Source organism: Streptomyces globosus (assembly GCF_003325375.1).
Taxonomy (GTDB): Bacteria; Actinomycetota; Actinomycetes; order Streptomycetales; family Streptomycetaceae; genus Streptomyces; species Streptomyces globosus_A.
The window spans coordinates 3375388-3401809 of record NZ_CP030862.1 but is presented as its reverse complement, the minus strand read 5'-3'; the positions used below and the strand labels follow the sequence as shown (position 1 = coordinate 3401809).

General features: G+C 76.6%; 23 protein-coding genes, 2 pseudogenes and 2 riboswitches. Of the genes and pseudogenes, 12 read left to right on the top strand and 13 right to left on the bottom strand.

Going from position 1 to position 26422, the window contains the following annotated elements:
* Positions 1-48: 48 nt before the first annotated feature.
* Entirely contained in the window at positions 49-1599 is a 1551-nt protein-coding gene (locus C0216_RS14780; protein WP_114055741.1) for an FAD-dependent oxidoreductase, read from the top strand.
* A 22-nt stretch (positions 1600-1621) separates the two neighbouring features.
* Here the strand turns inward: C0216_RS14780 and C0216_RS14775 are convergent, their stop codons facing one another.
* From C0216_RS14775 to C0216_RS35010, 5 genes and pseudogenes are all read right to left on the bottom strand, one after another.
* Positions 1622-3220: a phytoene desaturase family protein gene (locus tag C0216_RS14775; protein WP_114055740.1), complete on the bottom strand. Its 1599-nt coding sequence runs from the start codon at positions 3218-3220 to the stop codon at positions 1622-1624.
* Positions 3213-3689 carry an SRPBCC domain-containing protein gene (locus C0216_RS14770; protein ID WP_114055739.1) on the bottom strand — a complete coding sequence of 159 codons (477 nt, stop codon included), beginning with the start codon at positions 3687-3689 and terminating at the stop codon, positions 3213-3215. The genes C0216_RS14775 and C0216_RS14770 overlap by 8 nt, the downstream gene beginning before the upstream one ends.
* A 73-nt stretch (positions 3690-3762) precedes the next feature.
* On the bottom strand, positions 3763-4341 hold the full coding sequence (locus C0216_RS34385; protein WP_114055738.1) for an SDR family NAD(P)-dependent oxidoreductase: 579 nt from the start codon (positions 4339-4341) through the stop codon (positions 3763-3765).
* A gap of 76 nt (positions 4342-4417) precedes the next feature.
* A pseudogene (locus tag C0216_RS35335) lies at positions 4418-4483 on the bottom strand (hypothetical protein); the annotation flags it as partial.
* Between the two features lie 103 nt (positions 4484-4586).
* Positions 4587-4850 (bottom strand): annotated as a pseudogene (locus C0216_RS35010) (hypothetical protein); the annotation flags it as partial.
* 62 nt (positions 4851-4912) lie between these two features.
* Between C0216_RS35010 and C0216_RS14755 the strand changes: the two are divergent.
* The 3 genes from C0216_RS14755 to C0216_RS14745 are packed head-to-tail and all read left to right on the top strand — an operon-like array spanning position 4913 to position 8467.
* Positions 4913-6169, top strand: a complete 1257-nt coding sequence (locus tag C0216_RS14755) for a lycopene cyclase family protein (protein ID WP_246042543.1) — start codon at positions 4913-4915, stop codon at positions 6167-6169.
* Entirely contained in the window at positions 6135-6881 is a 747-nt protein-coding gene (locus tag C0216_RS14750; protein ID WP_114055735.1) for a class I SAM-dependent methyltransferase, read from the top strand. Before C0216_RS14755 ends, C0216_RS14750 begins: the two co-directional genes overlap by 35 nt.
* A complete protein-coding gene (locus tag C0216_RS14745; RefSeq protein WP_114055734.1) occupies positions 6878-8467 on the top strand; it encodes an FAD-dependent oxidoreductase in 1590 nt (529 codons plus the stop codon). The genes C0216_RS14750 and C0216_RS14745 overlap by 4 nt, the downstream gene beginning before the upstream one ends.
* A 17-nt stretch (positions 8468-8484) precedes the next feature.
* Here the strand turns inward: C0216_RS14745 and C0216_RS14740 are convergent, their stop codons facing one another.
* Genes C0216_RS14740 through C0216_RS14725 form a run of 4 tightly spaced genes read right to left on the bottom strand, consistent with a single transcriptional unit; the run spans position 8485 to position 13170 of the window.
* Positions 8485-9501: a DUF5914 domain-containing protein gene (locus tag C0216_RS14740; RefSeq protein WP_114055733.1), complete on the bottom strand. Its 1017-nt coding sequence runs from the start codon at positions 9499-9501 to the stop codon at positions 8485-8487.
* On the bottom strand, positions 9498-10487 hold the full coding sequence (locus C0216_RS14735; RefSeq protein ID WP_114055732.1) for a phytoene/squalene synthase family protein: 990 nt from the start codon (positions 10485-10487) through the stop codon (positions 9498-9500). The genes C0216_RS14740 and C0216_RS14735 overlap by 4 nt, the downstream gene beginning before the upstream one ends.
* On the bottom strand, positions 10484-11983 hold the full coding sequence (gene crtI / locus C0216_RS14730) for a phytoene desaturase family protein (RefSeq protein WP_114055731.1): 1500 nt from the start codon (positions 11981-11983) through the stop codon (positions 10484-10486). The genes C0216_RS14735 and crtI overlap by 4 nt, the downstream gene beginning before the upstream one ends.
* Positions 11980-13170 (bottom strand): polyprenyl synthetase family protein, encoded by a 1191-nt coding sequence (locus C0216_RS14725; RefSeq protein ID WP_114055730.1) that lies wholly within the window; start codon positions 13168-13170, stop codon positions 11980-11982. Before C0216_RS14725 ends, crtI begins: the two co-directional genes overlap by 4 nt.
* A gap of 409 nt (positions 13171-13579) precedes the next feature.
* On the opposite strand from C0216_RS14725, the gene C0216_RS14720 reads away from it, so the two are divergent.
* Complete coding sequence (locus C0216_RS14720) at positions 13580-15805, top strand: catalase (protein ID WP_114055729.1); 2226 nt, start codon at positions 13580-13582, stop codon at positions 15803-15805.
* Positions 15806-15928: 123 nt separating this feature from the next.
* Here C0216_RS14720 and C0216_RS14715 read toward each other — a convergent pair whose 3' ends face one another.
* From C0216_RS14715 to C0216_RS14705, 3 genes are all read right to left on the bottom strand, one after another.
* Entirely contained in the window at positions 15929-16489 is a 561-nt protein-coding gene (locus tag C0216_RS14715) for a hemerythrin domain-containing protein (RefSeq protein ID WP_114055728.1), read from the bottom strand.
* Positions 16490-16625: 136 nt separating this feature from the next.
* A complete protein-coding gene (locus tag C0216_RS14710; RefSeq protein WP_114055727.1) occupies positions 16626-16850 on the bottom strand; it encodes a hypothetical protein in 225 nt (74 codons plus the stop codon).
* A 75-nt stretch (positions 16851-16925) separates the two neighbouring features.
* Positions 16926-17129, bottom strand: coding sequence for a cold-shock protein (locus C0216_RS14705; protein WP_114055726.1), 204 nt, complete (start codon positions 17127-17129; stop codon positions 16926-16928).
* A gap of 544 nt (positions 17130-17673) precedes the next feature.
* Positions 17674-17891: riboswitch (cobalamin riboswitch) on the top strand.
* Positions 17892-18022: 131 nt separating this feature from the next.
* On the opposite strand from C0216_RS14705, the gene C0216_RS14700 reads away from it, so the two are divergent.
* From C0216_RS14700 to C0216_RS14670, 7 genes are all read left to right on the top strand, one after another.
* The gene (locus tag C0216_RS14700; RefSeq protein ID WP_114055725.1) at positions 18023-18895 is read left to right on the top strand and encodes a hypothetical protein; all 873 of its coding nucleotides are present in this window, start codon (positions 18023-18025) and stop codon (positions 18893-18895) included.
* Entirely contained in the window at positions 18892-19920 is a 1029-nt protein-coding gene (locus C0216_RS14695; RefSeq protein WP_114055724.1) for a cysteine synthase family protein, read from the top strand. Before C0216_RS14700 ends, C0216_RS14695 begins: the two co-directional genes overlap by 4 nt.
* On the top strand, positions 19917-21179 hold the full coding sequence (locus C0216_RS14690; protein WP_114058675.1) for an ATP-grasp domain-containing protein: 1263 nt from the start codon (positions 19917-19919) through the stop codon (positions 21177-21179). The genes C0216_RS14695 and C0216_RS14690 overlap by 4 nt, the downstream gene beginning before the upstream one ends.
* An 81-nt stretch (positions 21180-21260) precedes the next feature.
* Complete coding sequence (locus tag C0216_RS14685; protein ID WP_114055723.1) at positions 21261-22010, top strand: class I SAM-dependent methyltransferase; 750 nt, start codon at positions 21261-21263, stop codon at positions 22008-22010.
* 121 nt (positions 22011-22131) lie between these two features.
* Positions 22132-22312, top strand: a riboswitch (cobalamin riboswitch).
* Between the two features lie 42 nt (positions 22313-22354).
* A complete protein-coding gene (locus C0216_RS14680) occupies positions 22355-23392 on the top strand; it encodes an ABC transporter substrate-binding protein (RefSeq protein ID WP_114058674.1) in 1038 nt (345 codons plus the stop codon).
* The gene (locus tag C0216_RS14675) at positions 23389-24519 is read left to right on the top strand and encodes a FecCD family ABC transporter permease (protein WP_174250398.1); all 1131 of its coding nucleotides are present in this window, start codon (positions 23389-23391) and stop codon (positions 24517-24519) included. The genes C0216_RS14680 and C0216_RS14675 overlap by 4 nt, the downstream gene beginning before the upstream one ends.
* A complete protein-coding gene (locus C0216_RS14670; protein ID WP_114055722.1) occupies positions 24516-25301 on the top strand; it encodes an ABC transporter ATP-binding protein in 786 nt (261 codons plus the stop codon). Before C0216_RS14675 ends, C0216_RS14670 begins: the two co-directional genes overlap by 4 nt.
* On the opposite strand, the gene C0216_RS14665 is transcribed toward C0216_RS14670, so the two are convergent.
* Complete coding sequence (locus C0216_RS14665; RefSeq protein ID WP_246042542.1) at positions 25286-26227, bottom strand: ferric reductase-like transmembrane domain-containing protein; 942 nt, start codon at positions 26225-26227, stop codon at positions 25286-25288. The two genes, C0216_RS14670 and C0216_RS14665, sit on opposite strands and share 16 nt — an antisense overlap.
* Positions 26228-26422 lie beyond the last annotated feature (195 nt).

Genomic DNA, 26422 nt, shown 5'->3' with positions numbered 1-26422 from the left:
GCGGGGGCAGGCGTGATTGCGGCGGCCGTTCCGGGGCAGCCGCCGCGCATGAACGCTGACTCCGCTCCGGAATGGGACTCGTACTGGACGCAGAGCGCGCCGCTGCCGCCGCGCCCCGCCCTCGAAGGGAGGCTGGAGACGGACGTGGCCGTCATCGGCAGCGGCATCGCCGGGCTGAGCACGGCCTGGGAGCTGGCCCGGGCCGGGCACCGCGTGGTGGTGCTGGAGGCGCTGCGGACCGCCGGAGGGGTGACGGGGCACACCACAGGCAAGCTCACCGCCCTGCACCCGTCGGTCTACGGGAAGCTGCTGGACAGCCGCGGCGAGGAGGCCGCGGCCCTGTACGCGCGGTCCCACAGCGCCGCTCTGGCGCACGTGCGGGAGACGGCCGCCGCGCTGGGCATCGACTGCTCCCTCGAAGACCGTGCCGCATACACCTACTGCACGGGAGAGGAGGGCGTGGCGGAGCTGCGGGCCGAGGCCGATGCGGCCCGCGCGGCCGGCCTCGACGTGTCGTTCGTGACGGAGACCGGGCTGCCGTACCCGGTGGCGGGCGCGGTACGGGCCGCCGGGCAGGCCCAGTTCCACCCGCTCGCGTACCTGCGCGGGCTGGCCGAGGACCTCGTCGCGCACGGCGGCCGCATCTTCGAGCACACGCGGGTCACCGGGCTCGGCCGGGGGACGCCGCACCACCTGGCCACGGAGTCCGGGGCGGTCGTCACCGCCGACACCGTGGTCGTCGCCGCGCACCACCCGCTGTTCGACCACGCGCTGCTGGCCACCCGGCTCGACCAGCACCGCGACCTCGTCGTCGCGGGCGTGGTGCCCGCCGCGGCGGACCCGCAGGGCATGTACATCACCCGGGAGGGCGGCACCCGGTCGGTGCGGACGGCGCCGTCCGGCCGGGAGGGCGAGCGGCTGCTCATCGTCACCGGCGAGGCCTTCACCCCGGGCTCGGAGACGGACGTCGGCGAGCGCTACCGGCAGTTGGCGTCCTGGGCTGCGGAGCACTTCCCCGGCCTGGAGGTCACCCACCGCTGGGCGGCGCAGGACAACACGCCGACCGACACGGTGCCGCTGATCGGGCCGCTGCCCGCCGCAGGCGAGCGGGTGTACGTGGCCACCGGCTTCGGCGGCTGGGGCATGACCGGCGGCGTCCTCGCCGGACGGCTCATCGCCTCGATCGCCGCCGGCGCGCCGGAGCCGTGGGCGGGGCTCTACGACCCCGGCCGGATCGGCCCGGTGGTCCGCGAGGCGCCCGCCTACCTGAAGGCGCAGTGGGAGGTGGGCCGGCACCTGGTGCAGGACCGGCTGCGGAGCCTCGGCGACGGCAGCCGCGGCCCCGTCGCCGAACTGGAGCCCGGCGAGGGCACCGTCATCCGGTCCGGCGGCCGGCCGTACGCCGTGCACCGGGACGCCGGGGGCCGGCTGCATGCCGTGTCGGCGGTGTGCACCCACATGGGCTGCCTGGTCGGGTTCAACAACGCCGAGCGCACCTGGGAGTGCCCCTGCCACGGCTCGCGCTTCGCGGTCGACGGGGCGGTCCTCCAGGGGCCCGCACTGGAGCCGCTGGAGCGGAAGGACCCCGACACCCTGTGAGGGCAGGCCGCCGGGCCGTGCGTCAGGAGGTGCGGGGGCGCCGACGCGGCCCGCGCAGCGGGCGCAGGGCCCGGAGGGCGGTGCGGGCGGCGTTGGCGCCGGGCGCGCCGTGCACGCCGCCGCCCGGGTGCGCGGTCGCCGAGGCGAGGTACAGGCCGCGGACCGGGGTGGTGGGGCGTCCGGTGCCGGGCAGGGGCCGGAACACCAGCTGCTGGTGCAGGCTGGTCGTCCCCTGGTTGACCGAGCCGCCGACGAGGGCGGGGTTGAGGCGTTCCAGGTCGGGCGGGGCGAGGATCCGGCGGCCGCGGACCGCGTCCCGGAAGCCGGGCGCGTAGCGCTCCACCTGGTCCTCGATCCGCCGGGCGAACGCATCCTTCTCGCGCTCGTCCCACCGGCCGGTGATGCCGTCGCCCCCCGCGTCGCCGGTGGCCGACTGCGGGACGTGCGTGTACGCCCACGCCGACTCCGTGCCCGCGGGCGAGCGGGCGGCGTCCGCCGTCGTCATCTGGCCGAGGACGGTGAACGGGTCGCCCGGCACCCGGTGCATGGCGATCTGCGCGGACCAGAGCGTCAGCTCGTCCAGGCCGTCGGCCAGGTGGACGGTGCCGGCTGAGGCCGGGCCCTCCGCCCGCCAGGGGATGGGACGCGACAGCGCCCAGTCGACCTTGAAGGTGGCGAAGTCCCATTGGAAGCGCCGCAGCGCGGCCCGGATACGGTCGGGGACGTTCTCGGGGGCGAGCAGCCGCTCGTACAGGAGGGGGGCGGGGACGTCCGCCAGGACGGCCCGCCGGGCGCGGATGAGGGTGCCGTCGGCGGTGCGGACGGCGGCGGCACGCCCGCGGTGCACGAGCACCTCGGTGACGGCCCGCCCGCAGTGCAGTACGCCGCCGCGGGCCGCCAGCCGGCCCACCAGGGCCCCGGTGAGGGCCTGCGCGCCGCCCTGCGGCACGGGGAACCCGTACGTCTGGCCGAGCATGCACATCAGCCAGCCGAAGCCGCCGCCGAGGGCCGACTCGGGGCCGAGGTCGGCGTGCAGCGCGTTCCCGGCGATGAGGAGGCGGCCGCCCTCGCCGTCGAACTCCTCCTCGCCGAAGCGGCGGGCCGGCAGCAGCAGGGTGCGCGCCAGGTGCAGGGCCCTGGTGTAGCCGAGGCGGGCGGCGAGGCGGAGGCCGGCGCGGGCCGGGGGGAAGGGGGTGAAGAGGCAGTCGAGGAGGTCGTCGCGGACCAGGTCCCACATGCCGTACATGCGGTGCCAGGCGGCCCCGTCCCCGGGGGCGAAACGCTCCAGGGACGCTGCCGTGTCCGCCGCCCCGCTGCCGAGGACGGCGCACCGGCCGTCGGTGAGGGGGTGGGCGACGGCGGCGGGAGCCCGGCTCCAGCGCAGCCCGTGGCGCTCCAGGCCCAGGCGGCGGATGACCGGGGAGGCGGCGGCGAGCGGGTAGAAGGCGCTGAACAGGTCGTGCACGTACGAGGGATCCAGGCCCCGGTCGCTTCGGACGGCGCCGCCCGGTTCGGGAGCGGCCTCGCAGACGACGACCCGCCAGCCGGCGTCGGCCAGGAGGTTGGCGGCGACGAGCCCGTTGGGGCCGGCGCCGATGACGACCGCGTCGGGGTCAGGCATGGGACCCGGCCCCGGCGGCTTCCGCCCCGGCGCCCCCGGCCCGTTCCTCGCAGGTGCGGGCCAGGCGGGAGAGCATGCCGCGGTGGCGGATCTGGGAGACGGCGTCGACGGCCGCGTGGTGGAAGGTCCAGCCCCTGCCGCGCAGGGGGTGCTCGTCGAGGACGACGACGGTCTCGTCGCCCCACGGCACCAGTTCGATGGCGATCCGGGCGCTGGTGTGGGACCCCGCCCTGGCCTCCAGTTCGAGGCGGCGGGGCGGCTCGTGGATGCGGACGACCGTGCGGCCCTCGAAGGTCCACGGGCCGGCCTTCACCACGTAGCGGAGGGCGGAGCCCTCCTGCGGCCAGCGGTCGTCCTCCTGCCGGGAGTCGTAGGTGCCGACAACCCACTCCGCGTACCGGTCGCCGTCGCACAGGACGCCCCAGACGCGCTCGGGCGGGCAGTGCACCAGCCGGTGCTGGACAGCCATGGCTCTCCCCTTCCTGAAGGCGGGTGGCCCGTCGCGCCTACCCCGCGGGGGCGGGCCCACACGGCCGCGTGCCTCACCGCGGGGCCGGGCGTCCGCGCAGGGCGGCGCGTACGGCGAGCACCGCGGCGGCTGCCGCGGCTGCCCGGCGGGCGGCGGTGCGGGCACCGCCGTGGCGCCCGCCGTGCAGCGCGGCGCGGGCGCCGGTCGGCGTGTGCAGGTTCCCCGCCTGCGGGAGCCTCGGCCTGCCGCGGTCCAGGTAGGCCCGGTCGGTGCGCCGGGCGATGCCCCGCCGCAGCAGGCCCGGGGCGAGCGCGTGGGCGGCAGCCATCGAGCGGGCGTACGGGCCCACCGGCACCCGGCTGTGGTTGGCGGCGTTCCGGAAGAACGGGGTGTCGACGCCCGTGGGCAGGACGGTGCAGACGGCGATCCGGCTCTCGCCCTGCAGGGCCGGCTCGCGCCGCAGCACGTCGTCGAAGGCGGCCAGTGCGGCCTTCGACATGGCGTAGGCGCCCATGTACGGGGCTGCGACCGCCGCGCCGAGGAGGGAGGCGACGTCGGCGAGGACGCCTCCGCCCTGGCGGCGCATGACCGGGACGGCCGCGCGGGCGCCGTTCAGGGCGCCGACGGCGTTGACGTCGAGGAGCCGGCGCACCTCCCGCCACCGGTACCTGGTCGAAGCGGCCCAGGATGCCGACCCCGGCGGCGTTGACCCATGCGTCGATCCGCCCGAACCGCTCCACGGCGGCCCGCGCGAGGCCGGCGACGGCCTGCTCGTCGGCCACGTCGACGGGCACGGCGAGCGCGGGGCCGCCGCGGCGCCGGCACGACTCGGCGACCTCCTTCCACCTGCCCGGCACTGCGGGCGGCCACCACGACGCACGCCCCCCGCCGGGCACAGGCCGGCGCGGTGGCCCGCCCGATGCCGCTGGAGCCCCCGGTGACGACGACGACCCGCCCCCGCAGCGACGCCCTTCCACCGCCCACCTGCACCACCTCCGGTACGCCGGGCCCGACACCGCGCGCCTGCCCCGCCCGCCGCCGGCCATCCGCCCCGGCCGGTACCGCGTGGCGTGCGCGGCGGCGGCGGTCCGGCGCGGTAGAAGTGCGGTGCGCCTCGGCGCCCGGCTGCGCGGCCGCCCGGCCCGGCCGGAGCGGGTGCATCCGCCGCGCCGGTGCGCGGCGAAGTGGGGCCGACGGCATGGGCGCGGGAAGGGAGGCGGGGCGTGGGGTGCGGGCCGGAGGTCGACGTGGACGTGGTGATCGTCGGCGGCGGGGCGGCGGGGCTGTCGCTCGCCCACGCGCTCACCCTGCCCGGCGCCCGGCGGGAGCCGGCCGTCGCCGTCGTGGAGACGCCCCGGCAGGCGCTGCGCCCCGGCGACCGCACCTGGTGCTTCTGGCAGGACGGCCCGGCCGAGCATCCCGAGGCCGAGGCGGCGTCCTGGGCGCGGCTGCGGGTCCGGGACCGCGACGGCGGTGTCGTCGACGGCGAACTGCGGGCGCTGCGGTACCGGATGCTGCGGTCGGACGCGTTCGAGGCGTCCGTGCGCTCCCGGCTGGCCGGCCTGCCCGGCGTCCGGCTCGTGGCGGCGACCGCGGAGGCCGTGCACGACACGCCCGGCGGCGCGGTGGCCGTGTGCACCGGGGCCGACGGCCGCCGCATCGCCGTGCGCGGCCGGCACCTGTTCGACTCGCGTCCGCTGCCCGCGCTCCCGCCGGCCCGGACCCTGCTGCTCCAGCACTTCCGCGGCTGGTTCGTGCGCACCGCCCGCCCCGCCTTCGACCCGGACACGGTCGAGCTGATGGACTTCCGGGTCCCGCAGCCGGCCCGCGGGCTCGCCTTCGGCTACGTGCTGCCGCTCGGGCCGGCGGAGGCGCTCGTCGAGTACACCGAGTTCTCCCGGGCCCCGCTCGCCCGCGACGCCTACACCGCGGCGCTGGAGCACTACACGCGTGACGTGCTGCGGCTGGGGCCGTTCGAGGTGCGGGCCGAGGAGTCGGGGGTGATCCCGATGACCGATGCGCGCTACCCGCGCCGTGCCGGGGCGCGCGTCCACCTGATCGGCGCGGCCGGCGGCGCCACCCGGCCCTCGACCGGCTACACCTTCTCCGCGGTGCAGCGGCAGACCCGGGCCGTCGCCGCAGCGCTGCGCGACGGGCGGACCCCCCGGCTGCCCGCGCCGCACCGCCGCCGGGCCCTGGCGATGGACGCCGTCGTCCTCCGCGCCCTGGACGCCGGCCGGATCGACGGCCCCCGCTTCTTCACCGACCTCTTCCGCAGGGTTCCCGCCGAACGGGTGCTGCGCTTCCTCGACGGGACGACGGCCCTGTGGGAGGACCTCCTCGTCGGGTGCGCCACCCCCGTCGCGCCCATGCTCCGCACCGTTGCCGAACTGCCCTTCCTGCCCCGCCGGCACGCACCCGCCGCCCCCCGTGAAACGAGGCCCGATGAACCAGACGACGACCCTGCTGCGGGGCACTGACCTCGCCCGCGCCTTCGACCGGGCGGCCGGCACGTACGACCGGCTCACCGGCCTGAACGCCGGCTACCACGCCGACCTCCGGCGCTCGGCCCGCCGGCTCCGCCTGCCCTCCGGCGGGGCCGGCCTGCACCTCCTGGACGCCGGCTGCGGGACCGGCGCCTCCACCGCGGCACTGCTGCGCGCCGCCCCGAACGCCCGGATCACCGCAGTCGACGCGTCCGCCGGGATGCTGCGGCGGGCCGCGGCCAAGCCCTGGCCGGCGGGGGTGCGTTTCGTGCACGCCCCGGTGGAGCGGCTCGCCGACGCCGGGGTCACCGGCCCGTTCGACGCGGTCTTCGCCGGCTACCTCTTCCGAAACGTGTCCGGCCCCGACGCCGTACTGGCCTCCGTACGGGCGCTGCTGCGCGACGGCGGCAGGCTCGCGGTGCACGACTACACCCTCAGCGGGTCCCCCGTGCACCGGGCGCTCTGGTCCGCGGTGTGCCGGGCCGTCGTCGTCCCGGCCGGCACGCTCACGGGCAACCGGGGCCTGTACCGCCATCTGCACGGCAGCGTACGGGCGTTCGACACGGCCCCGAGGTTCGCGGAGCGGATGGCGGCGGCGGGGTTCACCGGCGTACGGGTGCTGCCGGTGGCCGGCTGGCAGACCGGCATCGTCCACACGCTGCTCGGCAGCCGGCCCGCGCCGTCCCGGAAGGGGCCCGCCGCATGAGGGCCGCGACCGCCGTACGCCCCTCCCCCGGCGCGCCCCGCGCGCCCCGCCGCGGCCGGGACCGCCGCGCCGAGATCCTGCTGCCGCCGCCCGGCAGACCCCGCTTCACCGGGGCGGACGCCCCGCGCGCCGCGGTGGTCGGCGGGGGCATCGCCGGCCTCGCCGCCGCCACCGCCCTCGCGGAACGCGGCGTGCGCGTCACGCTGTACGAGCGCCGGCCGGTGCTGGGCGGACGGCTCGCCGGCTGGCCCACGCAGCTCGCGGACGGCTCGACGGTGACGATGAGCCGCGGGTTCCACGCGTTCTTCCGGCAGTACTACAACCTGCGCGGCCTGCTGCGCCGGGCCGACCCGGCCCTCTCCACGCTCACGCCCGTACCCGACTACCCCCTGCGCCACCGGGGCGGGCTGACCGACAGCTTCGCCCGGGTCCCCCGTACGCCGCCGTGGAGCGCCCTCGGCTTCGTCGCGCTCAGCCCCACGTTCGGCTGGCGCGACCTCGCCGGGCTCAACCCGCGGGCGGCGCTGCCGCTGCTCGACGTGCAGGTGCCGCAGGTGTACGAGCGGTACGACGGGGTCAGCGCCCGCGACTTCCTCGCTGCCGTCAACTTCCCGGAGGCCGCCCACCACCTGGCCTTCGAGGTGTTCTCGCGCAGTTTCTTCGCCGATCCGGGGGAGCTGTCGGCGGCCGAGCTGCTGCTGATGTTCCACATCTACTTCCTCGGCTCCTCCGAGGGGCTGCTGTTCGACCTGCCCGACGAGCCGTTCCCGCAGGCGCTGTGGGAGCCGCTCGGCCGCTACCTCGACCGCCTGGGCGCGGACATCCGCACCGGTGCGCCGGTCGACGCGGTCGTCCCGCACGCCGACGGGACGCTCGGCGTCGAGTCCGGCGGCGCGGGCGCCCACCACGACGCGGTGGTCCTCGCCCTGGACGTCGCGGGCCTGCGGTCGCTGGTGGCCGGCTCCCCCGGCCTGGGCGACGCGGCGTGGCGGGCGGGGATCGCCGCCCAGCGGACCGCGCCGCCGTTCCTCGTGTCGCGGCTGTGGCTGGACCGGCCCGTCCGCCGGGACCGGCCGGGGTTCCTCGGCACGAGCGGGTACGGCGGGCTGGACAACGTCAGCGTCCTGGAACGCTGGGAGGGCGAGGCCGCCCGGTGGGCCGGCCGCACCGGCGGCAGCGTCGTGGAACTCCACGCGTACGCCGTGGACGGGCCCTCGGCCGGCGACCGCGCCGGTGTGGAGCGGGGCCTGCTGGACCGGCTGCACGAGGTCTACCCGGAGACGGCCGCGGCCCGTGTCGTGGACTCCCGCCACGAGTGGCACGCGGACTGCCCGCTGTTTCCCGTCGGCGGCTACGCGGCCCGCCCTGGGGTGCGCACCCCGCACCCGGCCGTGGTGGCGGCGGGCGACCTGGTCCGCAGCGACCTGCCCGTCGCCCTCATGGAGCGCGCGGCGACGACGGGCATGCAGGCGGCCAACACCCTCCTGCACAGGTGGGGTGTCCGCGGGCACCCGCTGTGGACGGTCCCCCGCAGGGGCCGCTCCCCGCTCCTGAGGACCCTCGCCTCCCTGACGGCCGGGCCCTGAACTCCCGGCGCCGCGGGTCAGCCGGGGAAGCGGCCCGTGGAGCGGAGGCGGTAGCGGCGTTCGGCATAGGCGAGGTCGTCGCGCCAGAGGCGGCCCGCGGTCCAGCGGATCAGCGGGCGCAGGGCCGGGGCGAGGGCTCTGGCGGCGGCGAAGCCGCGGCGGTCCGAGGCGGCCACCACGGCTTCGGTCACCGCCGTGCGGGGCCGGCCGTCCGCGCCGGCCCCCAGTGGCGTCGCGTGCGTCTCGACCACCGACGAGACGCCCTCGCCCTCGGTGATGTGCATGACGACGGTCCGCGGCTCCGGCGCGGTGAACTCGGCCCGGACGGGGACGACGAGCCGGCCGGCGACCTTGAAGGAGACGTCCACGGTGAAGGCGTCCCTGTCCGCGCGCCCGTCCGGGATCCCGACGACGGTGAGGTCGGTGAAGGAGTACGGGTGGAACCAGGATCCGTGCCAGGGGTCGAGCCGGTTCGCCACGACGTCCTCGGGCTCGCACCGGCCCACCGTCTCGAACACGGCGTCGACCGCCCCGTGTTCCGGCCGCGGCGGGAGGACCGGCCGGTCCAGCGGCGGTTCGCCGCCCACCGCGTCGAGGCGGACCCAGGCGAGGACGCCGTCGTCGTGCACCGGCAGCGGCTCCCAGCCTGCGAACGGTTCGCCGCCGCGCAGGGCGAGTCCGTGCCAGTGGCAGACGAGCACGCCGCACACGACGCGGCTGTCGCGCAGCGGGGCCCCCAGGTGCGGGCAGGCGCCCGGTCCGGCCCGCAGCGCGCCCGAGGCGTCGCGCCAGGCGACGACCTCGGTTCCCGCGATGGTCCGGCCGAACGGCCGGCCGCCGGCGCCGACGGCCCGTGAGGCGCCGAGCACGTACCAGTTGCCCGACGGCATCGCCGCCGCGCGTTTGAGGGCGTCGGCGATGAGGGCCGGCCTGGCCTCGCGCCAGGTGGGCGCCTGCCGTTCCCAGCGCACGCGCCGGCCCGCCCGCAGCGGCAGTCCGCGCCCCCTGCGCCGTGCCCCTCCTGCATCCGTCATGCCGTCCCTCCCTCTCCCCGCACGGCGGCTGCCTCCCGCGGCGCGGGCGCCCGGCGGGCGCGCAGCCGTGCCGCGACGACCCCGGCGAGTCCGGCCGCCGCCTCGCGGGCCCGCTGCCGCCGCGGCACGACCGCCCTGCGGTGGACGACGGCGTACCCGTCGGCCGCGACGGCGTCGAGGATGGCGCCGTACAGCCGGTACGCGGTCCTGATGCAGGGGCGGGAGCGCGGGTCGAGCATGGCGATGCCCGGTTCCGCCTCCCGGTAGACGCCGCGCGTGAGGGCCGCGGCGGCTTCCAGGGCGGCGCGGATCCGCGGGTCGGGCCGGCCGGTGGCCCGGCTCCACTCCAGGAGGGCGCGGTCCGCGCCGTGTGCGGCGAGGAGGTCGGCCGGCAGGTAGACCCGGCCGCGGTCGAGGTCCTCGCCGACGTCGCGGATGAAGTTGGTGAGTTGGAAGGCGACGCCCAGCGCGGCGGCGTGCGGCGCGGCCTCCTCGCGCGGGGCGACGGTGCCGAGCACGGGCAGCATCTGGAGTCCGATGACGGCGGCCGAGCCGTGCATGTAGCGGCGCAGGTCGGCATAGGTGGGGTAGTCGGTGACGGTGAGGTCGTCGCGCATGGAGGCCATGAAGTCGGTGAAGTGCCCGGCGGGGATCGTGTACCGGTCGGCGGTGTGGGCGAGCGCGTGGACGACGGGCTCGCTGCTGCGGCCGGTGCGCAGGCCGTCGTCGAGGGCGTCCGCGAGCCGGGCGAGCCGGGCGTCGCGGACGTGCGGCGGGGTCCCGCGGGCCAGGTCGTCGACGATGTCGTCGGCCCAGCGTGCGAAGCCGTAGAGGGCGTGCACGGCGGGGCGGCGGGGCACGGGCAGCAGCCGGGTCGCGAGGAAGTACGTCCGCCCGTGCCGGGCGTTGAGCCTGCGGCAGTGCCGGTAGGCGGCGCGCAGCTGCGGGTCGGCGATGCCGGCGGCGTCGAGTTCGCGCCGGGTCACGGGCGGCGCCCCCGCCCGGGTCCGAGGATGCGCCGGGCGGCGAGCTTGCCGCTGATCAGCACGGTGGGGACGCCGACCCCGGGGGTGGTTCCGCATCCGGCCAGGACGGCGTTCTCGATGCCGCTGACAAGGTTGGCGGGGCGGAACGGGCCGGTCTGGGCGAAGGTGTGGGCGGCGGAGAACGGCGTGCCGGCGGCGTGCCCGAGAGCGGTCCAGTCGGCCGGGGTGACCAGCAGCTCCTCCTCGGTCGCGGCGTCGAAGCCGTCCAGGCCGCGGCGTTCCAGCTCCCGTACGAGGCTGTCGCGGTAACGGGGCCCGAGGTCCCGCCATGCGGCGGCGGAGGGGCCGGTCGCGGTGTTCGGGCAGGGCGCGAGCACGTAGTGCAGGTGGCGGCCCGGCGGGGCGAGCGCGGGGTCGTGGGCGGTGGGGCGGGTGATGAGGAGCGAGGGGTCGCTCATGAGGCGGCCGGTCCGGGTGATTTCCTCGAAGGTGCGCTTCCAGGCGGCGCCGAAGGAGATGGTGTGGTGGCCGAGGCCGGGCCAGGTGCGGCGGGTGCCCGCGTGGAGGACCACCGCGGACGGGGCGTGCCGCAGGCGGAGCGGGCGGCGCGGCCGGCGGCCCAGCAGCCGGTAGGCGACGGGCAGGTCGGGGGTGAGGACGACGGCGTCGCAGGGGATCTCCCCGCCGTCCGCGAGCCGTACCGCGGTGACCCGGCCGGCGGAGGTGCGCAGGCCCTCCGCGCCGGTGCCGTAGCGGAGGTCGGCGCCGGCGGCGCGGGCGGCGTCGGCCATGGCGGCCGGCAGTGCGTGCATGCCGCCCTTGGGGAAGTACACGCCGGCCACGGTGTCCATGTAGGCGATGACGGCGTACGCGGCGAGGGCGCGGGCGGGCGGCACGCCCGCGTACAGCGACTGGAAGGAGAACACGCGGCGCAGCCGGGGGTCGGACAGGTGGCGGCCGATCTGCGCGTCGAGCCGTCCGAAGCCGCGCAGGGCCGCGAGCCGGGCCAGGTCGGGGTGGAGGAGTTGGAGCGGGGAGTCGAAGTTGGTGTCGATGAAGCGGCGCATCTGGGCGCGGTACAGGGAGGTCAGCCAGGCGCGCAGGCTGCGGTAGCCGGCGGCCTCGCGCGGTCCGGCGAAGGCGCGGACCTCCTCCTCCATCGCGTCGGCGTCGGTGTGGACGTCGAGGGCGGTGCCGTCGGCGAACCGGGCGCGGTAGGCGGGGTGGAGCGGGGTCAGCCCGACGCGCGCGGCGAGGGAGTCGCCGACGGCGGCGAACGCCTCGTCGGCGAGGTGCGGCATGGTCAGGACGGTGGGGCCGGTGTCGAGGAGGTAGCCGCCGAGGCGGGTGCGGCCTGCACGGCCGCCGGGTCCGTCCTCGCGTTCGACGACGGTGACGCGGCGGCCGCCGCCGAGCAGGTGGAGTGCGGCGGACAGGCCGGACAGGCCGGCTCCGACCACGACGACGTGGTCCGTACGGCCGGGGACGGTCCTCATCGGCGGCCTCCCGCGGTGGTGGCCGCCGTGTCGACTCCGGCGGCCTGGGCGAGCAGTCCGGCGAGCGCGGCGACGGCGTCCGGTTCGGAGGGGAGTTCGGCGAGGCGGCGCTCGCCGGTGCGGACGAGGCGGGCGATCCTGGCCTCGACGACCTCGCGGGCGCCGGTGCGTTCGAGGGCCTCGCGGGCGTCCGCGGCGCGGGCACCGGCCGTGCCGGCGTGCGGTCCGGGGGCCGGTGCCGGAGCGGTGAGCGCGTGCAGGGCGGCGGTGTCGCCGGAGCGGGCGGCCAGCCGGACGGCGAGGGCCCGCAGGTAGGTGAGTTTGCCGGCGTGGAGGTCCTCGGCGGGCTTGCCGGTGTCGCGGGGGTCCCCGAACACGCCGAGGAGGTCGTCGCGCAGTTGGAAGGCGAGCCCGGCGCAGCGGCCCGCGGAGCGCAGGACGGAGGTGGTCCGCTCGGGGGCGCCGGCCAGCGCCGCCCCGAGCGCGAGCGGTCGCTCCACGGTGTAGAGGGCACTCTTGAGGCGGGCGATCCGGACGGCCTCGCCGAGCCCTGTGGCGCCGGTGGCGGCCGCCCGCAGGTCGAGGTACTGGCCGGCGGCCATCTCGGCGCGCAGGGCCCGCCATTCGCGGTGGATCCGGGGGCCGTCGGGGACGGCCAGCGCGGTGGCGGCGGCGAGGTCGTCGGCCCAGGCGAGGGCGAGGTCGCCGACGAGGATGGCGGCGGCGGTGCCGTAGGCGTCGGCGGAGCCGCGCAGGCCGGAGCGGGTGTGGTGCAGGGCGAAGTCGGCGTGGGCGGAGGGGCCGCCGCGGCGGACGGGCGAGTGGTCCATGACGTCGTCGTGGACGACGGCGCACACCTGGAGCAGTTCGAGGGCGGCGGCCAGGTCGCGGGCCCGGTCGGCGAGGGGGCCGTCGGCGGGTCCGCCGCAGGCGCGCCATCCCCACCACAGCAGGCGGGCCCGCAGCCGCTTGCCGCCGCGCAGCACGAGGTCCCGTACGCGCCCGGCGACGTCCTCGGCGAACGCCGGGTCCGTCGCGTGCGCTTCGGCGAGCCGTTCGGCTACGTGGGCGCGGAGGGCGTCCTCCACGGCTCCGGCCGCGGCCGCGTCGGCCTCCGTCACCGGGGCGCCGGCCGCGCCCCCGTCCGCGGTGCGTCTGCCGCCCGCCTGCGCCTGCATGCCCGCCATGGGCCCCCTTCCGGACGTTGCGACCACCTGCACACCGACTCTTCCGGTGGAACGGGCCGTACGGATGCACGCCCGGCGCGGCCGCGTCCCGAACAGGCGGTGCCGGGCCCGGGCCAGTCAACCACCCGCACCTCGTGCACGCCCGCAGGCGCGGGCCGGTCCGGCCGTGTCGGGGCGGTCGCTGCGGCGGACGGGGGCACTGCGCTGGGCCAGGCGGGCTACGCCCGGCGCGGCAGGCGGCGGGCGTGGGGCCCCGGGCAGCCGTACGGGCCGGCGCGCCGGCCGGGCGGCCGGTCGGGCGGCTGCGGGACGCATCGGGGCGGTCTGCCGGGGCAGGCGCCCGGGGACCCAGGCCGCCGGGGTACTTCCCGGCGGCCGCCCGAATGCACCGCTACGTCTGGAGCACTCCATGGCAGAGCAGAATCCCGCGCACGCCGCCGGCGGCCCCGTACCCGGCAGGCCGGGGTCGGTCGCGCCGCAGGTTCCCGAGCCGTCCGAGCCCGGCGGCCCGCTGCCGCCGAAGCCCGACCAGGAGGGGCCCGAGACGGTCGGCCCGACCGGGCAGCCCACCGGCTCCGGCCAGGACCGGCGGGCCCAGGGCGGGCCCTGGCTGACGACCGCGCAGGGGACCCGGCTGTACGACACGGACCACTCGCTGAAGGCCGGGCCGCGCGGCCCGGTCCTGCTGCAGGACCACCACCTGCGCGAGAAGGTGATGCACTTCGACCACGAGCGGATCCCCGAGCGGGTGGTGCACGCCCGCGGCGCGGGCGCCCACGGCGTCTTCCTCGGCTACGGCACGGCCACGGAGATCTGCAAGGCCGGCTTCCTCGCCAAGGACGTCGAGACGCCCGTCTTCGTGCGCTTCTCGACCGTGCTGGGGTCCCGCGGGTCGGCGGACACCGTCCGCGACACCCGGGGCTTCGCGACGAAGTTCTACACCGACGAGGGAACCTTCGACCTCGTCGGGAACAACATCCCGGTGTTCTTCATCCAGGACGCGGTCAAGTTCCCCGACGTCATCCACGCCGGCAAGCCGCACCCGGACCGGGAGATCCCGCAGGCGCAGAGCGCCCACGACACGTTCTGGGACTTCGTCTCCCTGCACACCGAGGCCGCCCACCACACGCTGTGGAACATGTCGGACCGCGGCATCCCCCGCTCGTACCGGATGATGGAGGGCTTCGGCGTCCACACCTTCCGGATGGTCAGCGCCTCGGGCGGGACGGCGCTGGTGAAGTTCCACTGGAAGCCGAAGCTGGGCGTGCACTCCCTGGTGTGGGAGGAGGCGCAGCTGCTCGGCGGCGTCGACCCGGACTTCCACCGCCGGGACCTCTTCGACGTGATCGAGGCGGGCGCGTTCCCCCAGTGGGAGCTGGGCGTGCAGGTCTTCCCCGACACGCCGGAGCAGGCGTTCGAGGGGATCGACCTGCTGGACTCCACCAAGCTCGTCCCGGAGGAGCTGTCGCCGGTGCAGCCGATCGGGCTGCTGACGCTGACGGCCAACACGAAGAACTTCTTCGCCGAGACCGAGCAGGTCGCCTTCCACGTCGGCCACCTCGTGCCCGGCATCGACGTCACGGACGACCCGCTGCTCGCCGGGCGGCTCTTCTCCTACCTCGACACGCAGATCACCCGGCTGGGCGGCCCGAACTTCGCGCAGCTCCCGATCAACCGGCCGCACACGGCCGTCAACGACATGCTGCGCGACGGCATGCACCAGACCGCCGTGCACACCGGGGTGGCCCCGTACCACCCCAACAGCCTGGACGGCGGCTGCCCGTTCCTCGCGGGCGCGCAGACGGGGGCGTACGTGGAGACGCCCGTCGCCGTGCCGGCCGCGAGCAAGGTCCGCGAGGCGCCGCTGTCGTACGCGGACCACTTCACGCAGCCGCGGCAGTTCTGGCTGAGCATGTCGGAGCCGGAGCGCGAGCACATCGTCGCCGCGTACACCTTCGAGCTGGGCAAGTGCTACGAGCAGACCGTCAAGGAGCGGCAGCTGGGCGTGCTGGCCAACATCGACCCGGTGCTGTGCGCGAGGGTCGCCGAGGGCCTGGGCCTGCCCGCGCCGGAGGCCGCGGTCCCGCTCGCCGACCCGGAGCCCAGCCCGGCGCTGTCCCAGGTGGGCGGCGCGTGGCCGGTCGACGGCCGTACCGTCGGGATCGTCACGGACGGGACGGGGGACCTCTCCCAGGTGCGGGCCGTCCGCGACGCCGCCGTCGCGGCGGGCATGCTGCCGCTGGTCATCGGGCCATCAGGCGGGACGGTCGGCTCCGACGGGGACGCGCTGGCCGTCCAGCGCACCTTCGCCACGGCCCGCTCGGTGGAGTACGACGCCCTGCTCTTCGCCGGGGTCCCGGCCCCGGCGGCGGACGCGGCCGGGGGCGGCGACGCGAAGGCGGCGCTGCCGCAGGCCGACGGCGCCGACCCGCGGATGGTGCTGCTGCTGGGCGAGGCGTACCGGCACGGCAAGGCCCTGGGCGGCTGGGACGGCGCGGTCCGGCTGCTGGAGGCCGCGGGCGTACCGGCCGGCGCGGAGGGGATCGCCCTCGGTTCGGACGGCACGGAGGCGTTCGACCGGCTGGCCCGGATGCTGCCCGGGCACCGCGTGTGGCGGCGCTTCGGCGCCGACTGAGGGCCGGCGGCCCAGCCGCCGCCCGCCCCGGCCGCAAGCGGCGGCTGGGGGCGGGCGGCGATGCGTCCGGCGGCTGCGCGGAATCCGCGGCCCGGCCGGAGGGAGTCCTCGCGGCGCTGCGGGTCAGTCCGACCTGCCCCTGCCGGTGACGAAGTCCCGGACGCGGTCCACCATGCCCATGCCCGGCGCGAGGAGCTTGTTCGCGGGGGGTGTGGAGGGGCTCCCGGGGTGCGGGCGGGTCGGGGCGGTCTTCTTCGCCCGGCGGATGCGGTCGCCGAGCTCGTCGAGCGCCTCCTGGGAGCAGTTGTGCCGCAGCGTCGGGAAGAGGTTCTCCTCCTCGTCCCGGATGTGCGCGAGGACCTCGGTCCGCAGGGCGTCCACGCAGTCGGCGAAGCGCGCCCCGTCCGGGTCCGCTTCCTCCAGCTCCTTCAGCATCTCCTCGACGCGGGAGTGGTCGGCGATCTCCTTGTCGGCGATGGCGTCGCCGCCGTCGAGGTGCTCGCGCACGGCCGGATAGAGGTACTGCTCCTCCGCGACCGAGTGCCGGACGAGTTCGATGGTCAGCTGGTCGGCGATCCGCCGCCGCTCACCGCCCTCCGCGGCGGTCTCCAGCCGGCGGAAGAACTCCTTCACCTCGTCGTGGTCGGCGGTCAGCTCCCGCACCACGTCTCCACCGTGTCCCATGGGGTCTGCCCTTCCGGACGGCGGTCCGGACCGGGTGTCCGGACTCCTCCGCCGCCTGCCCCGTCGCCGCACACCCATGCGGAACCCGCCCCACCGGCGTCGGGGGGCGGCCGCGGTCCGGCGGTTCCCCGGCGGATCAGCGCGCGGGGAGCGCGCCGCGGGCCGCCGGGGGCCGGGCGGGCGGCAGGGCGGGCCTCAGCCCGTAGAGCCGCTCGCGCAGGGCGAAGAGGTCCCGGATCTTGCCGACCTGGGCCAGGCGGGCGAGGAGGGTGTCGATGCGGCGGTCGTCGCCGCGGTGCGCCGCCTGGAGGATCTCCTCGATGAGGCGGGCCGCTTGCAGGGCACGGTGCTCGCTGTCCACGGCAGGCCCCTACCCACGGAACGACCCGCCTAGTGCTGTGACCAGGAAGGTCTGCCGGCCGGTGCCGGCGGGCCGTCAGTGGCGGATGATGTTCTCCGCTTGCAGGCCCCGGTCCGACTGGGTGATGTCGAAGCTGACCTGCTCACCCTCGAGGAGCTCGCGGTAGCCGTTTCCGGTGATCCCCGAGTAGTGGGCGAAGACGTCCGGTCCTCCGCCGTCCTGGGCGATGAACCCGAACCCCTTCTCCGCGCTGAACCACTTGACCGTGCCCTTGGCCATCTTGCCTCCTGCTGCGAACTGCGGGCGGCCGCCCGGCTCCGGGCGGCGACACCCAGACCTACCGCGCACGGCGCCCGCAGCGCGGCTGCCACACCGACAGGTCACACGCTCCGGGCGTCTTTTCGCGCGGAGCGCGCGCCGTCCGAGGGGCCGGAGGCCGAGGCGCGGGTGTGCACGCCGGCGGACGAGGAGTTCGTGCAGCGGATTGCCGCGCTCGGGGTGCCGCTGGTAAGGACGGCGGGCCGGCTGCGCCCCGAGGGCGCCCGGCGGCGGCCCGTGGGCGCCTTCGCGGAACGGCTGGCTCGCGCCGGGGGACGTTCCGGACAACTTCCCCCGGCGGGGCGGCTTCCGCACCTCGCGGCGCCCCCTGCGGCAGTGCCTCGGAGAGGCGCGCCGGCGGGCCGGGCGGTGCTGGTCGGGCGCGGCGGGCGGGCACCCGCTGCGGCGCCGGCCCCGCGGTCCCGCCGACTGGGCGCCCCCGCGGGAACGGCGTACTTCACGCCAGCCGGCCGCAGGCGCCCTGTCGCGGCCCGCGCACGGCTGCCTACGCTGGCCGGGCAGTCGGTTCGCGTCACCGCTGCGGTGGCGCGTCGCAAGAGGGAACCCGGTGCGATTCCGGGACTGACCCGCAGCGGTGTGTGGGAACGAAAGCCGTCATCGGCACTGGTCTCCGTACGGGGCCCGGGAAGCGGCGGCCGGTAGGAGAGGGCCTGCGGGCCCGCGCCCACGAGTCCGAAGACCTGCCACTGCGCGCGTGCGGCACGCACGCGCTGTTCACGGTGACCTCGAGGGCCGGGTCGGCGGGACGGACGGGCAGGCGCGCACGCGGCGCGGCACGGCCCTCCTCTTCGCGCCCGCCTCCCCGGGGCCGGGCGACGAGGAGGGGGCCGTTCTTGACCAGGGCCGACGGGACCTTCGCCGGCGTGTGCCACGGAACGCTCGGCGAGCTCTGGCAGGGGCCGCTGCGCCCCTCCGCCGACCCGGACATCGCCCTCGTGTCGTTTCCCGTGCGCCGGTACTCCCGCGTGTACTTCACGCCCGGGGCGGAGCCCGCGCCGGGGGCGCCGCAGCTCGGCCCGAAGGCGGCCCGCGCGGCCCTCCTGTTCGCCGAGCGGTACGGGCTGCGCCTGCCGGAGGGCCGCTGGACCGTGCACTCCGACCTGCCCACGGGCGTGGGGATGGCGAGTTCGACGGCGGACATCGTGGCCGTGCTGCGCTGCCTGAGCCGGGTGTTCTCGCTGCCCTTCGACCCCCGGGCGGCCGCCGGCGTCCTGTCGGCGATCGAGCGGTCGGACAGCGTCTTCCTCGACGAGTTCGCGCTGTACCTGAGCGGACGCCACCGGCTGGTGCGCAGGCTGGGCACCGGCATCGGCTTCCACACCGCCTACGCCGTGGAGCCGGGCACCGTGGACACTTCGGCGGTCACCGCGCTGCTGCTGCGGCAGTACCGGCGGCGCGCTCAGGAGTACGAGCGGTCCCTGGACGAGTTGCTCAAGGGGTTCGCCGCCGGGGACCCTGCCGCCGTGGCCCGGGCGTCGACCAGCAGTGCCGTGCTGTCCCAGGAGGCTCTGCCGAAACGTTCCTTCGACGCCGTCCTCGCCCACCGGGAGGAGTTCGGCGCGGACGGCGTCTTCGTCGCCCACACCGGATCGCTGGTCGGCTACCTGTTCACCGGCCGGATCGGCTTCCCCGCCCGGGAGCAACTCTCCGCCTTCTTCCGCTCCCTCGGCCACCAGTGCGCCTTCGCCCAAGGAGGATACGGGTGATTCACCCCCACATCGCGGACGCCCTCAAGGCCCCCGCCCTCGTCGCCCTGACGGAGGGCGCCGTCCTCGTCCGCTTCGAGTCCATGAAGGTCTACTCGGCGCTCGCCGCCGTCGCGCGCCTGCTGGAGGAGGGCAGGGTGCGGCCGGGGCAGACCCTCGTCGACAGCTCCAGCGGGATCTACGCCCACGCCCTGGCCCTGGCGTGCCACCGCCACGGCATGCGCTGCCACATCGTCGCCTCGACGACCGTGGACGCCACCACCCGCGCCCAGCTGGAGATCCTGGGGGCCACGGTCGAGCAGGTCGCGCCGTCGCGGGACCTCAGGCTCGACCAGGAGCTGCGCGTGCGCCGGGTCCGGGAGATCCTCGCCGAGCGTCCGGACGTCCACTGGATGCGGCAGTACCACGACGACGTCCACTACCTGGGCTACCGGGAGGTCGCCGACCTCGTCGCGGACGCGCTCCCGGCCGGCCGGGGGCGGCTGACCGTCGTCGGCGGGGTCGGGTCCGGCGCCTCGACGGGCGGGCTGGTGGAGCACCTGCGGCAGCGCGACCCGGCCGTGCGGCTGGTCGGCGTCCAGCCGTTCGGCAGCGTGACCTTCGGCAGCCAGGACCACCACGACCCGGAGGCCATCATCGCGGGGATCGGCTCCTCGATCGACTTCGCCAACGTCCGCCACCACCTGTACGACACCGTGCACTGGATGGACTTCACGCACGCCATGGCCGGGACGGTGGCGCTGATGCGCGAACACGCCGTCTTCGCGGGCCTGTCCACCGGCGCCGCCTACCTGGCCGCCGTCCACGAGGCGCGCCGCCATCCGGACGACCTCCACCTCGTGGTCGGGGCCGACACGGGGCACCGGTACGTGGACCGCGTGCACGCCCGGCACGCCGAGGCACTCGACCCGGCCTGCCTCAAGCCGTTCGAGGTCGGAGCCCCCGAGGAGATGGCCATGCCCTGGTCGACGATGGCGTGGGACCGCAAGGGGCGCCCCGGCGCGCGGGCGGGGCGTGCCGCATGACCGTGGCCTGCCTGGAATCGCTCACCTTCGGCCTCGGGCACCTGGTGCGGGCCGCGGAGTCGCTCGGCGAGCGGCTCGTGCTGCTCACCCGGGACGCCGGCTACTACGCCCACGAGCTGGGCCTGTTGGAGCCCGGTGCGCTGGACGTCGTCGCCGTCGACACCTTCGACACCGCCGCCGTCGCGGCGGAGCTGCACCGGCTGCCGGGGCTGCGCGGGCTGATCAGCTCGACGGACACGTGGACCCTGGCCGGCGCCGAGCTGACGGCCCGCTTCGGCCTGCCCGGCGCGCCGCCCGAGGTGCTGCGGCTCACCCGCGACAAGGCCCGCGTACGCACCCTGCTGCACCGGGCGGGGCTCTCGCGGGCGCCCGCCGCCGAGGCCCCCGACGCGGACGGGCTGCGGGCGGCCGTGCTGAAGGAGACCGGACTGCCCGCCGTCCTCAAGGACACGGCGGGCACCGGCAGCCAGAACGTCTGGCTGGTCCGCGACGAGGCGGGGCTGGACGCGGCGCTCCGCGAGGCGGCGGGCCGCCGGCTGACCGGCCGGCTGTTCGCCGAACCGTTCTTCCCCGGGCCGGTCTACAGCGCGGAGACCCTCACCTGGGCGGGCCGCACCAGGCTGCTGGGCGTCTCCAGCCGGCTGATGTCCCCCGAGCCGCACTTCCGGGAGGAGGTGACCGCCTTCCCCGTCGCCTTCCCGCCCGTGCAGAGCCGGGAGTTGGAGCGCGTACTCGGCGAGGTGCTCTCGACCCTCGGCTACACCGACCGGTTCGCGCACGTGGAGTTCGCGCTGACGGCCGAGGGGCCCGAGGTGGTGGAGGTCAACCCGCGGATCGGCGGCGCGCTCGTCGGCGAGGCGCTGTGCCGGGCCCTCGGCGTCAACGTGTACGAGGCCCTGGTCGAGGCCGCGCTCGGCCGGCGGCCCCGGCTCATGGACGCCGGCCCCGGGACTCCGGCGGGCCCTGCGCTCGCCTTCGTCCTCGCCTACCCGGCGCAGCCCGGGGTGTTCACGGGCGCCGAGGGGCTGGAGCGGCTGGCCGGACTGCCCGGCGCGCCGGCCTGGTACCCGGTCAGACGGCCGGGCGACCGGCTCGAACACCTCGGCGACAGCCGCGGCTACGCCGGGATCGTCTGCGCCGAGGCCCCGACGGCGGAGCTCGCGACGCACTGCGCGGTCGCCGCGGCCAACACGGTACGCGTCGTGACCCGGCCGTTCGCGGACGGAGAGCAGGCCGCGGCGGGCGGCGGCGGTGCCTGACCGGCAGGCCCCGCCGCTTCCCGCCGCTCGACCGGACCCCTGCGGGCAACCCCGCCCACGAGGAAGGAAGACCGTCACGCCATGGCCGACACGGGTGGATTCCAGGACGACGACTTCTGGAGCGAGTTCTACGAGTTCCTGTTCCCGCCGGAGCGCTTCTCCCAGGCCGAGGAGCTGCTGGCAACCTCCCCCCTGCTCTCCTTCCCGCCGGGCGGCCGGGTCCTCGACCTGTGCTGCGGGCCGGGGGTGTTCACCGTCCCGCTGGCCCGCCTCGGCCACCGCACCACCGGCGTGGACCGCAGTCCGGCCATGCTGGAACGGGCCCGGAAGCTCACCGCCGAAGCGGGCGCGCAGGCGGAGTACGTACGGGCCGACGTGCGGGACTACACGGCCCCGGGCGCCTTCGACACGGTCCTCAACATGTTCACGTCCTTCGGCTACTTCGAGGACCCGGCGGACAACGCGCGGGCGATGCGCACCATGCACGACTGCCTGCGGCCGGGCGGCAGCCTGCTGCTGGACGTGGCCGGGAAGGAGATCCTGGCCCGCCGGGTGGTGCCGCCCAAGGTGGTCCGGCGGGGCGGCGGCCTGCTCGTGCAGACCGACAGCGTGCTGGACGACTGGGCGCGGCTGCGCAGCGACTGGGTGCTGGTGCGGGGCGAGCGGGTGACCCGGGCGAGCCTGGTGTGGTTCGTGTACAGCGCGGTGGAGCTGCGTGCGATGGCCGTGGCGGCGGGGTTCGAACGGGTCGAGGTGTTCGGGGGCTTCGACGGCCGCCCGTACGACGAGGACGCGGACCGGCTCATCGTACGGGCGTACCGGCCGCGCTGACCGGGCCGGGTGGCCGGGCGGCCGGGCCCGCGGCAGCGGCCCGGCGGGCAGGGGCGTCAGCTGAGGGGCGCACGCTCAGGGCGCGAGCCCCGGCGCGTGCGCCCTTTCACGCCCAAGTGACCGGAATGTAATATCGCCAGGTCATCGCCGCGACGGGAGACAGGAAGCCGGTGCGATTCCGGCACGGTCCCGCCACTGTGACCGGGGAGCGGTCCCCTCATGAGCCACTGCGCGCACGCGTGGGAAGGCGGGGGGAGCGCCGATCCGGGAGTCAGGAAACTGGCCAGTCGCGGGCCCGTTCCGAGGAGCGCGGACTCCCCAGGAGGCTCTACGTGTACGTCGGCATGCCCGGCTCCCTGCAGTTCCCCCCGTCCACCCGCCCGTCGCACCGCCGCGCCCTGCGCGCGGCGGCGGCCGCCGCCCTGGTCTCGGTGCTGGCCGCCGGCTGCGGCGGCGGCACCGATCCGGCCGGGGAGGACGGCAAGCCCGCGGCCGCGCCGGCGGCGGGCTTCCCGCTCACCGTCGACAACTGCGGCACCCGCACCACCTACGACAGGCCGCCCGCCCGGGCGGTCACCATCCACCAGCACCCGGCCGAGCTGATGCTGGCGCTCGGCCTGAAGGACCGCATGGTGGGCACCGCCTTCCCCGACTCCCCGGTCCTGCCGCAGTACGAGCAGGACTTCAAGGCCGTCAAGCAGCTGGCGCCGAAGGAGCCCTCCTTCGAGGCCGTCGTCAACGCCGAGCCCGACTTCGTGTACGGCGGCTACGGCAGCGCCTTCGCCGAGAAGGAGGGCCGCTCCCGCAAGGCGTTCGCGGACGCCGGCATCGACACCTACCTCAACCGCGAGTACTGCGGGAAGAAGCAGGTGTCCATGGAGGACGCCTACGAGGAGATCCGCACCATCGGCGGCATCTTCGGCGTCAGGGACCGGGCCGACGCCCTCGTCGCGGACCTGCGGGCGCGCGTCGAGAAGACCGGCAAGGCCGTGGAGGGCGCCCCGGCCGTGCCCGTGTTCGTGTACGACAGCGGCGACAAGTCGGCGTTCACCGCCGGAGGCAAGAGCCTCGGCACCGAGATCATCAGACTGGCCGGCGGGCGCAACATCTTCTCCGACCTCGACGAGGTCTTCGGCGACGTCTCCTGGGAGCAGGTCGTCGAGCGCAGGCCCGAGGTCATCGCCATCTACGACTACGCCGACGCCGGCAGCGTGCAGCAGAAGAAGGACTTCCTGCTCTCCCAGCCCGCCCTCGCCGACGTGCCCGCGATCCGGAACAAGCGCTTCGTGGTGGTGCCGCTGACCGCCACCCTCGTCGGCGTGCGCCCGCCGCACGCGGTCGAGGACCTGGCCCGCGGCCTGCACCCCGAGCGCTTCCGGTGACGGCCGCCGCCGCGGCCCGGCCGAGGGAGGAGTCCCCGCCCGGCCGGGCCGGGGAAGACGGACCCGCCCCGGCCGGGCGCGCCGGGCGGGCCCGGTTCCCGCTCGTCCTCGCGGGCCTGGCCGCCCTGCTGCTGCTGTCCCTGACCGCCGGGCTCGCCATCGGCTCGGTGCACGTGCCGCCCGGCGAGGTCTGGGGCATCGTCGGCCACGCCCTCGGCGCGGACTGGTCCGAGCCGGCGTGGTCGCGGGCCCGCGAGCACATCGTGCTGGACGTGCGCGCGCCGCGCGTCCTCCTCGGCGCCGTGACCGGGGCCGGGCTCGCGGTGGTGGGCACCGCGCTGCAGGCCCTCGTACGGAACCCGCTCGCGGAGCCGTACCTGCTGGGCGTGTCCTCCGGGGCGTCCCTCGGCGCCGTCGCCGTGATCGTCTTCGGCTTCACGCTGTTCGGGGCGGTGTCGCTGTCGGCGGCCGCGTTCGCGGGCGCGCTCGTGACGCTGCTGCTCGTGTACACCACGGCGCGCTCCGGCGGCCGGATCACGCCGCTGCGGCTGGTGCTCTCGGGCGTGGCCTTCGCGTCGGTGCTCACCGCGCTGCTGGACCTGCTGCTGCTGACCGCCGACCGCGGCAACCAGGCCCGTACGGTCCTCGCGTGGACGCTGGGCGGGCTCGGCGGCGTGCAGTGGGGCACCCTGTGGCTGCCCGCCGCCGCCCTGCTGCTCGGCACCGCCGTGCTCCTCGTCCAGGCCAGGCCGCTGAACCTGCTGCTGGCCGGCGAGGAGTCGGCGACCACGCTGGGGCTGGACGTGGCCCGCTTCCGGGCCCGCATGTTCATCCTGCTCTCGCTGGTCACCGGGGTGCTGGTGGCGGCCGCCGGCCCGATCGGGTTCGTCGGGCTGATCCTGCCGCACACCGTGCGGCTGTTCGTCGGCAGCGACCACCGCAGGGTCCTGCCGACGGCGGCGCTGGCCGGGGCCGTGTTCCTGGTCTGGGCGGACATCGCCGCCCGCACCGTCGCCGCTCCGATGGAGATCCCCGTCGGCGTGCTGACGGCCCTGTGCGGGGGCCCGTTCTTCCTGTGGCTGATGCGGCGGGACGCCCGCCGCCGGGGCGACCGGGGGGCGGCATGAGCGCCGCCGATCTGGCCGTGGAGCGGCTCACCCTCGCCGCCGGCGCCCACCGGCTGGTGCAGGAGGTGTCCCTCGCCGCCCGGCCCGGCGAGGTCGTCGGCCTGGTCGGGCCGAACGGCAGCGGCAAGTCCAGCCTGCTGCGGGCCGTCTACCGGGTGCTGCGCCCGCAGTCCGGGCAGGTCCTGGTGGACGGCGCCGACGTCTGGGCGCTGCCGGTGCGGGAACTGGCCCGCACCACCGCGGCGGTCGTCCAGGAGCCGGGCGGCGACTTCGACCTGACGGTGCGGGAGGTGGTCGCCATGGGCCGCACCCCGCACAAGCGTCTGCTGGACGGGGACACCGCCGAGGACGCCCGGCTGATCGCCCGGTCGCTGGAGGCGGTGGACGCCGCCGGGCTGGCGGAGCGCCCGTTCGCTCAGCTGTCGGGGGGCGAGCGCCAGCGGGTGCTCATCGCCCGGGCGCTGACCCAGCAGCCGTCCCTGCTGGTCCTCGACGAGCCGACCAACCACCTCGACATCCGGCACCAGTTGGAGGTGCTCGGGCTGCTGCGGCGGCTGCCGGCGACGGTGCTCGTCGCCCTGCACGACCTGAACCTCGCCGCCTACTACTGCGACCGGCTGTACGTCCTGTGCGGCGGCGAGGTGACCGCCTCGGGCGCCCCGGCGGAGGTGCTCACCGCGGAGCTGCTGGCCGAGGTGTACGGGGTGGCGGGCGAGGTCGCCGTCCATCCGCGGACGGGGGCGCCGCAGGTCACGTTCCTGCCGGCTCAGCCCGGTTCGTGAACGTGCGGCGCCGTCGGCGCGGGCTGCGGCCCGGCCGGCGGCGCGGGCGGCCGGGTCCGCCCGCCGTCGTGGCCGGTGGCCGCGGCGGCGAGGATCCCGGCGGCCGCGGCGGCGGCCGCAACCAGGCCGCCGGCCCGCACCGCCCGCCGCGCCGTGCGGCCCGGCCGGGGGCGCCCCGGGCCGGGCGGCGCGGGGCGCTCGCCGCGCCGCGCGGGCCGCAGCAGCCGGACCAGCAGCAGGGCGGCGACGGGCAGTTGCAGCAGCCAGAGCACCGTCCGCGGCCACTCCCCGTACCAGACGCTGGTCCCGTACAGCAGGGTGTGCCAGACGCCCAGCGCGTACACGGCGACCGTCAGGCGGTGCAGGCGCCGCCAGGCGGTCGCGCCGAAGCGGTGCCGCACGTAGAAGAGCAAGCCCAGGGGGATGGCGAGGTACAGCGCGCCCTGCCCGATCGGGATGGCGGTGCGGCCGGTCCCCGAGTCGTACCAGCCGGGGACGAAGGTGTCGGCGAAGGCCGACCAGAGGCGGGCCGCCCAACCGAGCCGGGTCTCGTAGCGGACGAGTTCCGCGGCGAAGAGCAGCGCGTGCGCCGCCATCAGCGCCATGGTGGTGAGGCTGGTCGTCCGGTGCCACCGCTCCAGCGTCCGGCGGGACACCGGCAGCCGGCCCGGTCCGGGCCCGGACAGCAGCAGCCCGAGCATGACCGTGCCCCAGGACCACAGGAGCGCGGACCAGCCGAACGCCTGGCTGAGCAGGTACATCCAGAAGGTGCCGGGGTCGGCCATGAACGGCATGACGGCGGTGGTGGCGGAGGTGCCGGACCGCATCCTGAACCACAGGACGGCGAACACGGCGGCCGTGACGCCGAAGCCGGCCGCGGCGTCCGGGACGGCGGCCCGCACGTCGCTCCTGAGTGAAGGCTGCACGCAGCGATCCCCGCCTTCCGCCCGCCGTCGCCACGGGGCGTGCGGGGTGTCCGAGTCTTCCGCGACCAGTGTTGCGGACGGGGCGGGTCGCCCGCAGCACCGAAACCGGTCACTGCGCACCCCCGCCAATTCCCGTGCGCCACAGGCCGGTTCGGGCCGCCGTACGGACGGGGAGGTACAGTCTGCTGCTGTTGA

What these genes read in the sequence shown, in the direction of transcription:
- C0216_RS14780 (WP_114055741.1), top strand. Translation starts at nt 49, where the DNA reads ATGAACGCTGACTCCGCTCCGGAATGGGACTCGTACTGGACGCAGAGC.
- C0216_RS14775 (WP_114055740.1), bottom strand. Translation starts at nt 3,220, where the DNA reads ATGCCTGACCCCGACGCGGTCGTCATCGGCGCCGGCCCCAACGGGCTC.
- C0216_RS14770 (WP_114055739.1), bottom strand. Translation starts at nt 3,689, where the DNA reads ATGGCTGTCCAGCACCGGCTGGTGCACTGCCCGCCCGAGCGCGTCTGG.
- C0216_RS14750 (WP_114055735.1), top strand. Translation starts at nt 6,135, where the DNA reads ATGAACCAGACGACGACCCTGCTGCGGGGCACTGACCTCGCCCGCGCC.
- C0216_RS14745 (WP_114055734.1), top strand. Translation starts at nt 6,878, where the DNA reads ATGAGGGCCGCGACCGCCGTACGCCCCTCCCCCGGCGCGCCCCGCGCG.
- C0216_RS14740 (WP_114055733.1), bottom strand. Translation starts at nt 9,501, where the DNA reads ATGACGGATGCAGGAGGGGCACGGCGCAGGGGGCGCGGACTGCCGCTG.
- crtI (WP_114055731.1), bottom strand. Translation starts at nt 11,983, where the DNA reads ATGAGGACCGTCCCCGGCCGTACGGACCACGTCGTCGTGGTCGGAGCC.
- C0216_RS14725 (WP_114055730.1), bottom strand. Translation starts at nt 13,170, where the DNA reads ATGGCGGGCATGCAGGCGCAGGCGGGCGGCAGACGCACCGCGGACGGG.
- C0216_RS14720 (WP_114055729.1), top strand. Translation starts at nt 13,580, where the DNA reads ATGGCAGAGCAGAATCCCGCGCACGCCGCCGGCGGCCCCGTACCCGGC.
- C0216_RS14715 (WP_114055728.1), bottom strand. Translation starts at nt 16,489, where the DNA reads ATGGGACACGGTGGAGACGTGGTGCGGGAGCTGACCGCCGACCACGAC.
- C0216_RS14705 (WP_114055726.1), bottom strand. Translation starts at nt 17,129, where the DNA reads ATGGCCAAGGGCACGGTCAAGTGGTTCAGCGCGGAGAAGGGGTTCGGG.
- C0216_RS14690 (WP_114058675.1), top strand. Translation starts at nt 19,917, where the DNA reads ATGACCGTGGCCTGCCTGGAATCGCTCACCTTCGGCCTCGGGCACCTG.
- C0216_RS14685 (WP_114055723.1), top strand. Translation starts at nt 21,261, where the DNA reads ATGGCCGACACGGGTGGATTCCAGGACGACGACTTCTGGAGCGAGTTC.
- C0216_RS14680 (WP_114058674.1), top strand. Translation starts at nt 22,355, where the DNA reads ATGCCCGGCTCCCTGCAGTTCCCCCCGTCCACCCGCCCGTCGCACCGC.
- C0216_RS14670 (WP_114055722.1), top strand. Translation starts at nt 24,516, where the DNA reads ATGAGCGCCGCCGATCTGGCCGTGGAGCGGCTCACCCTCGCCGCCGGC.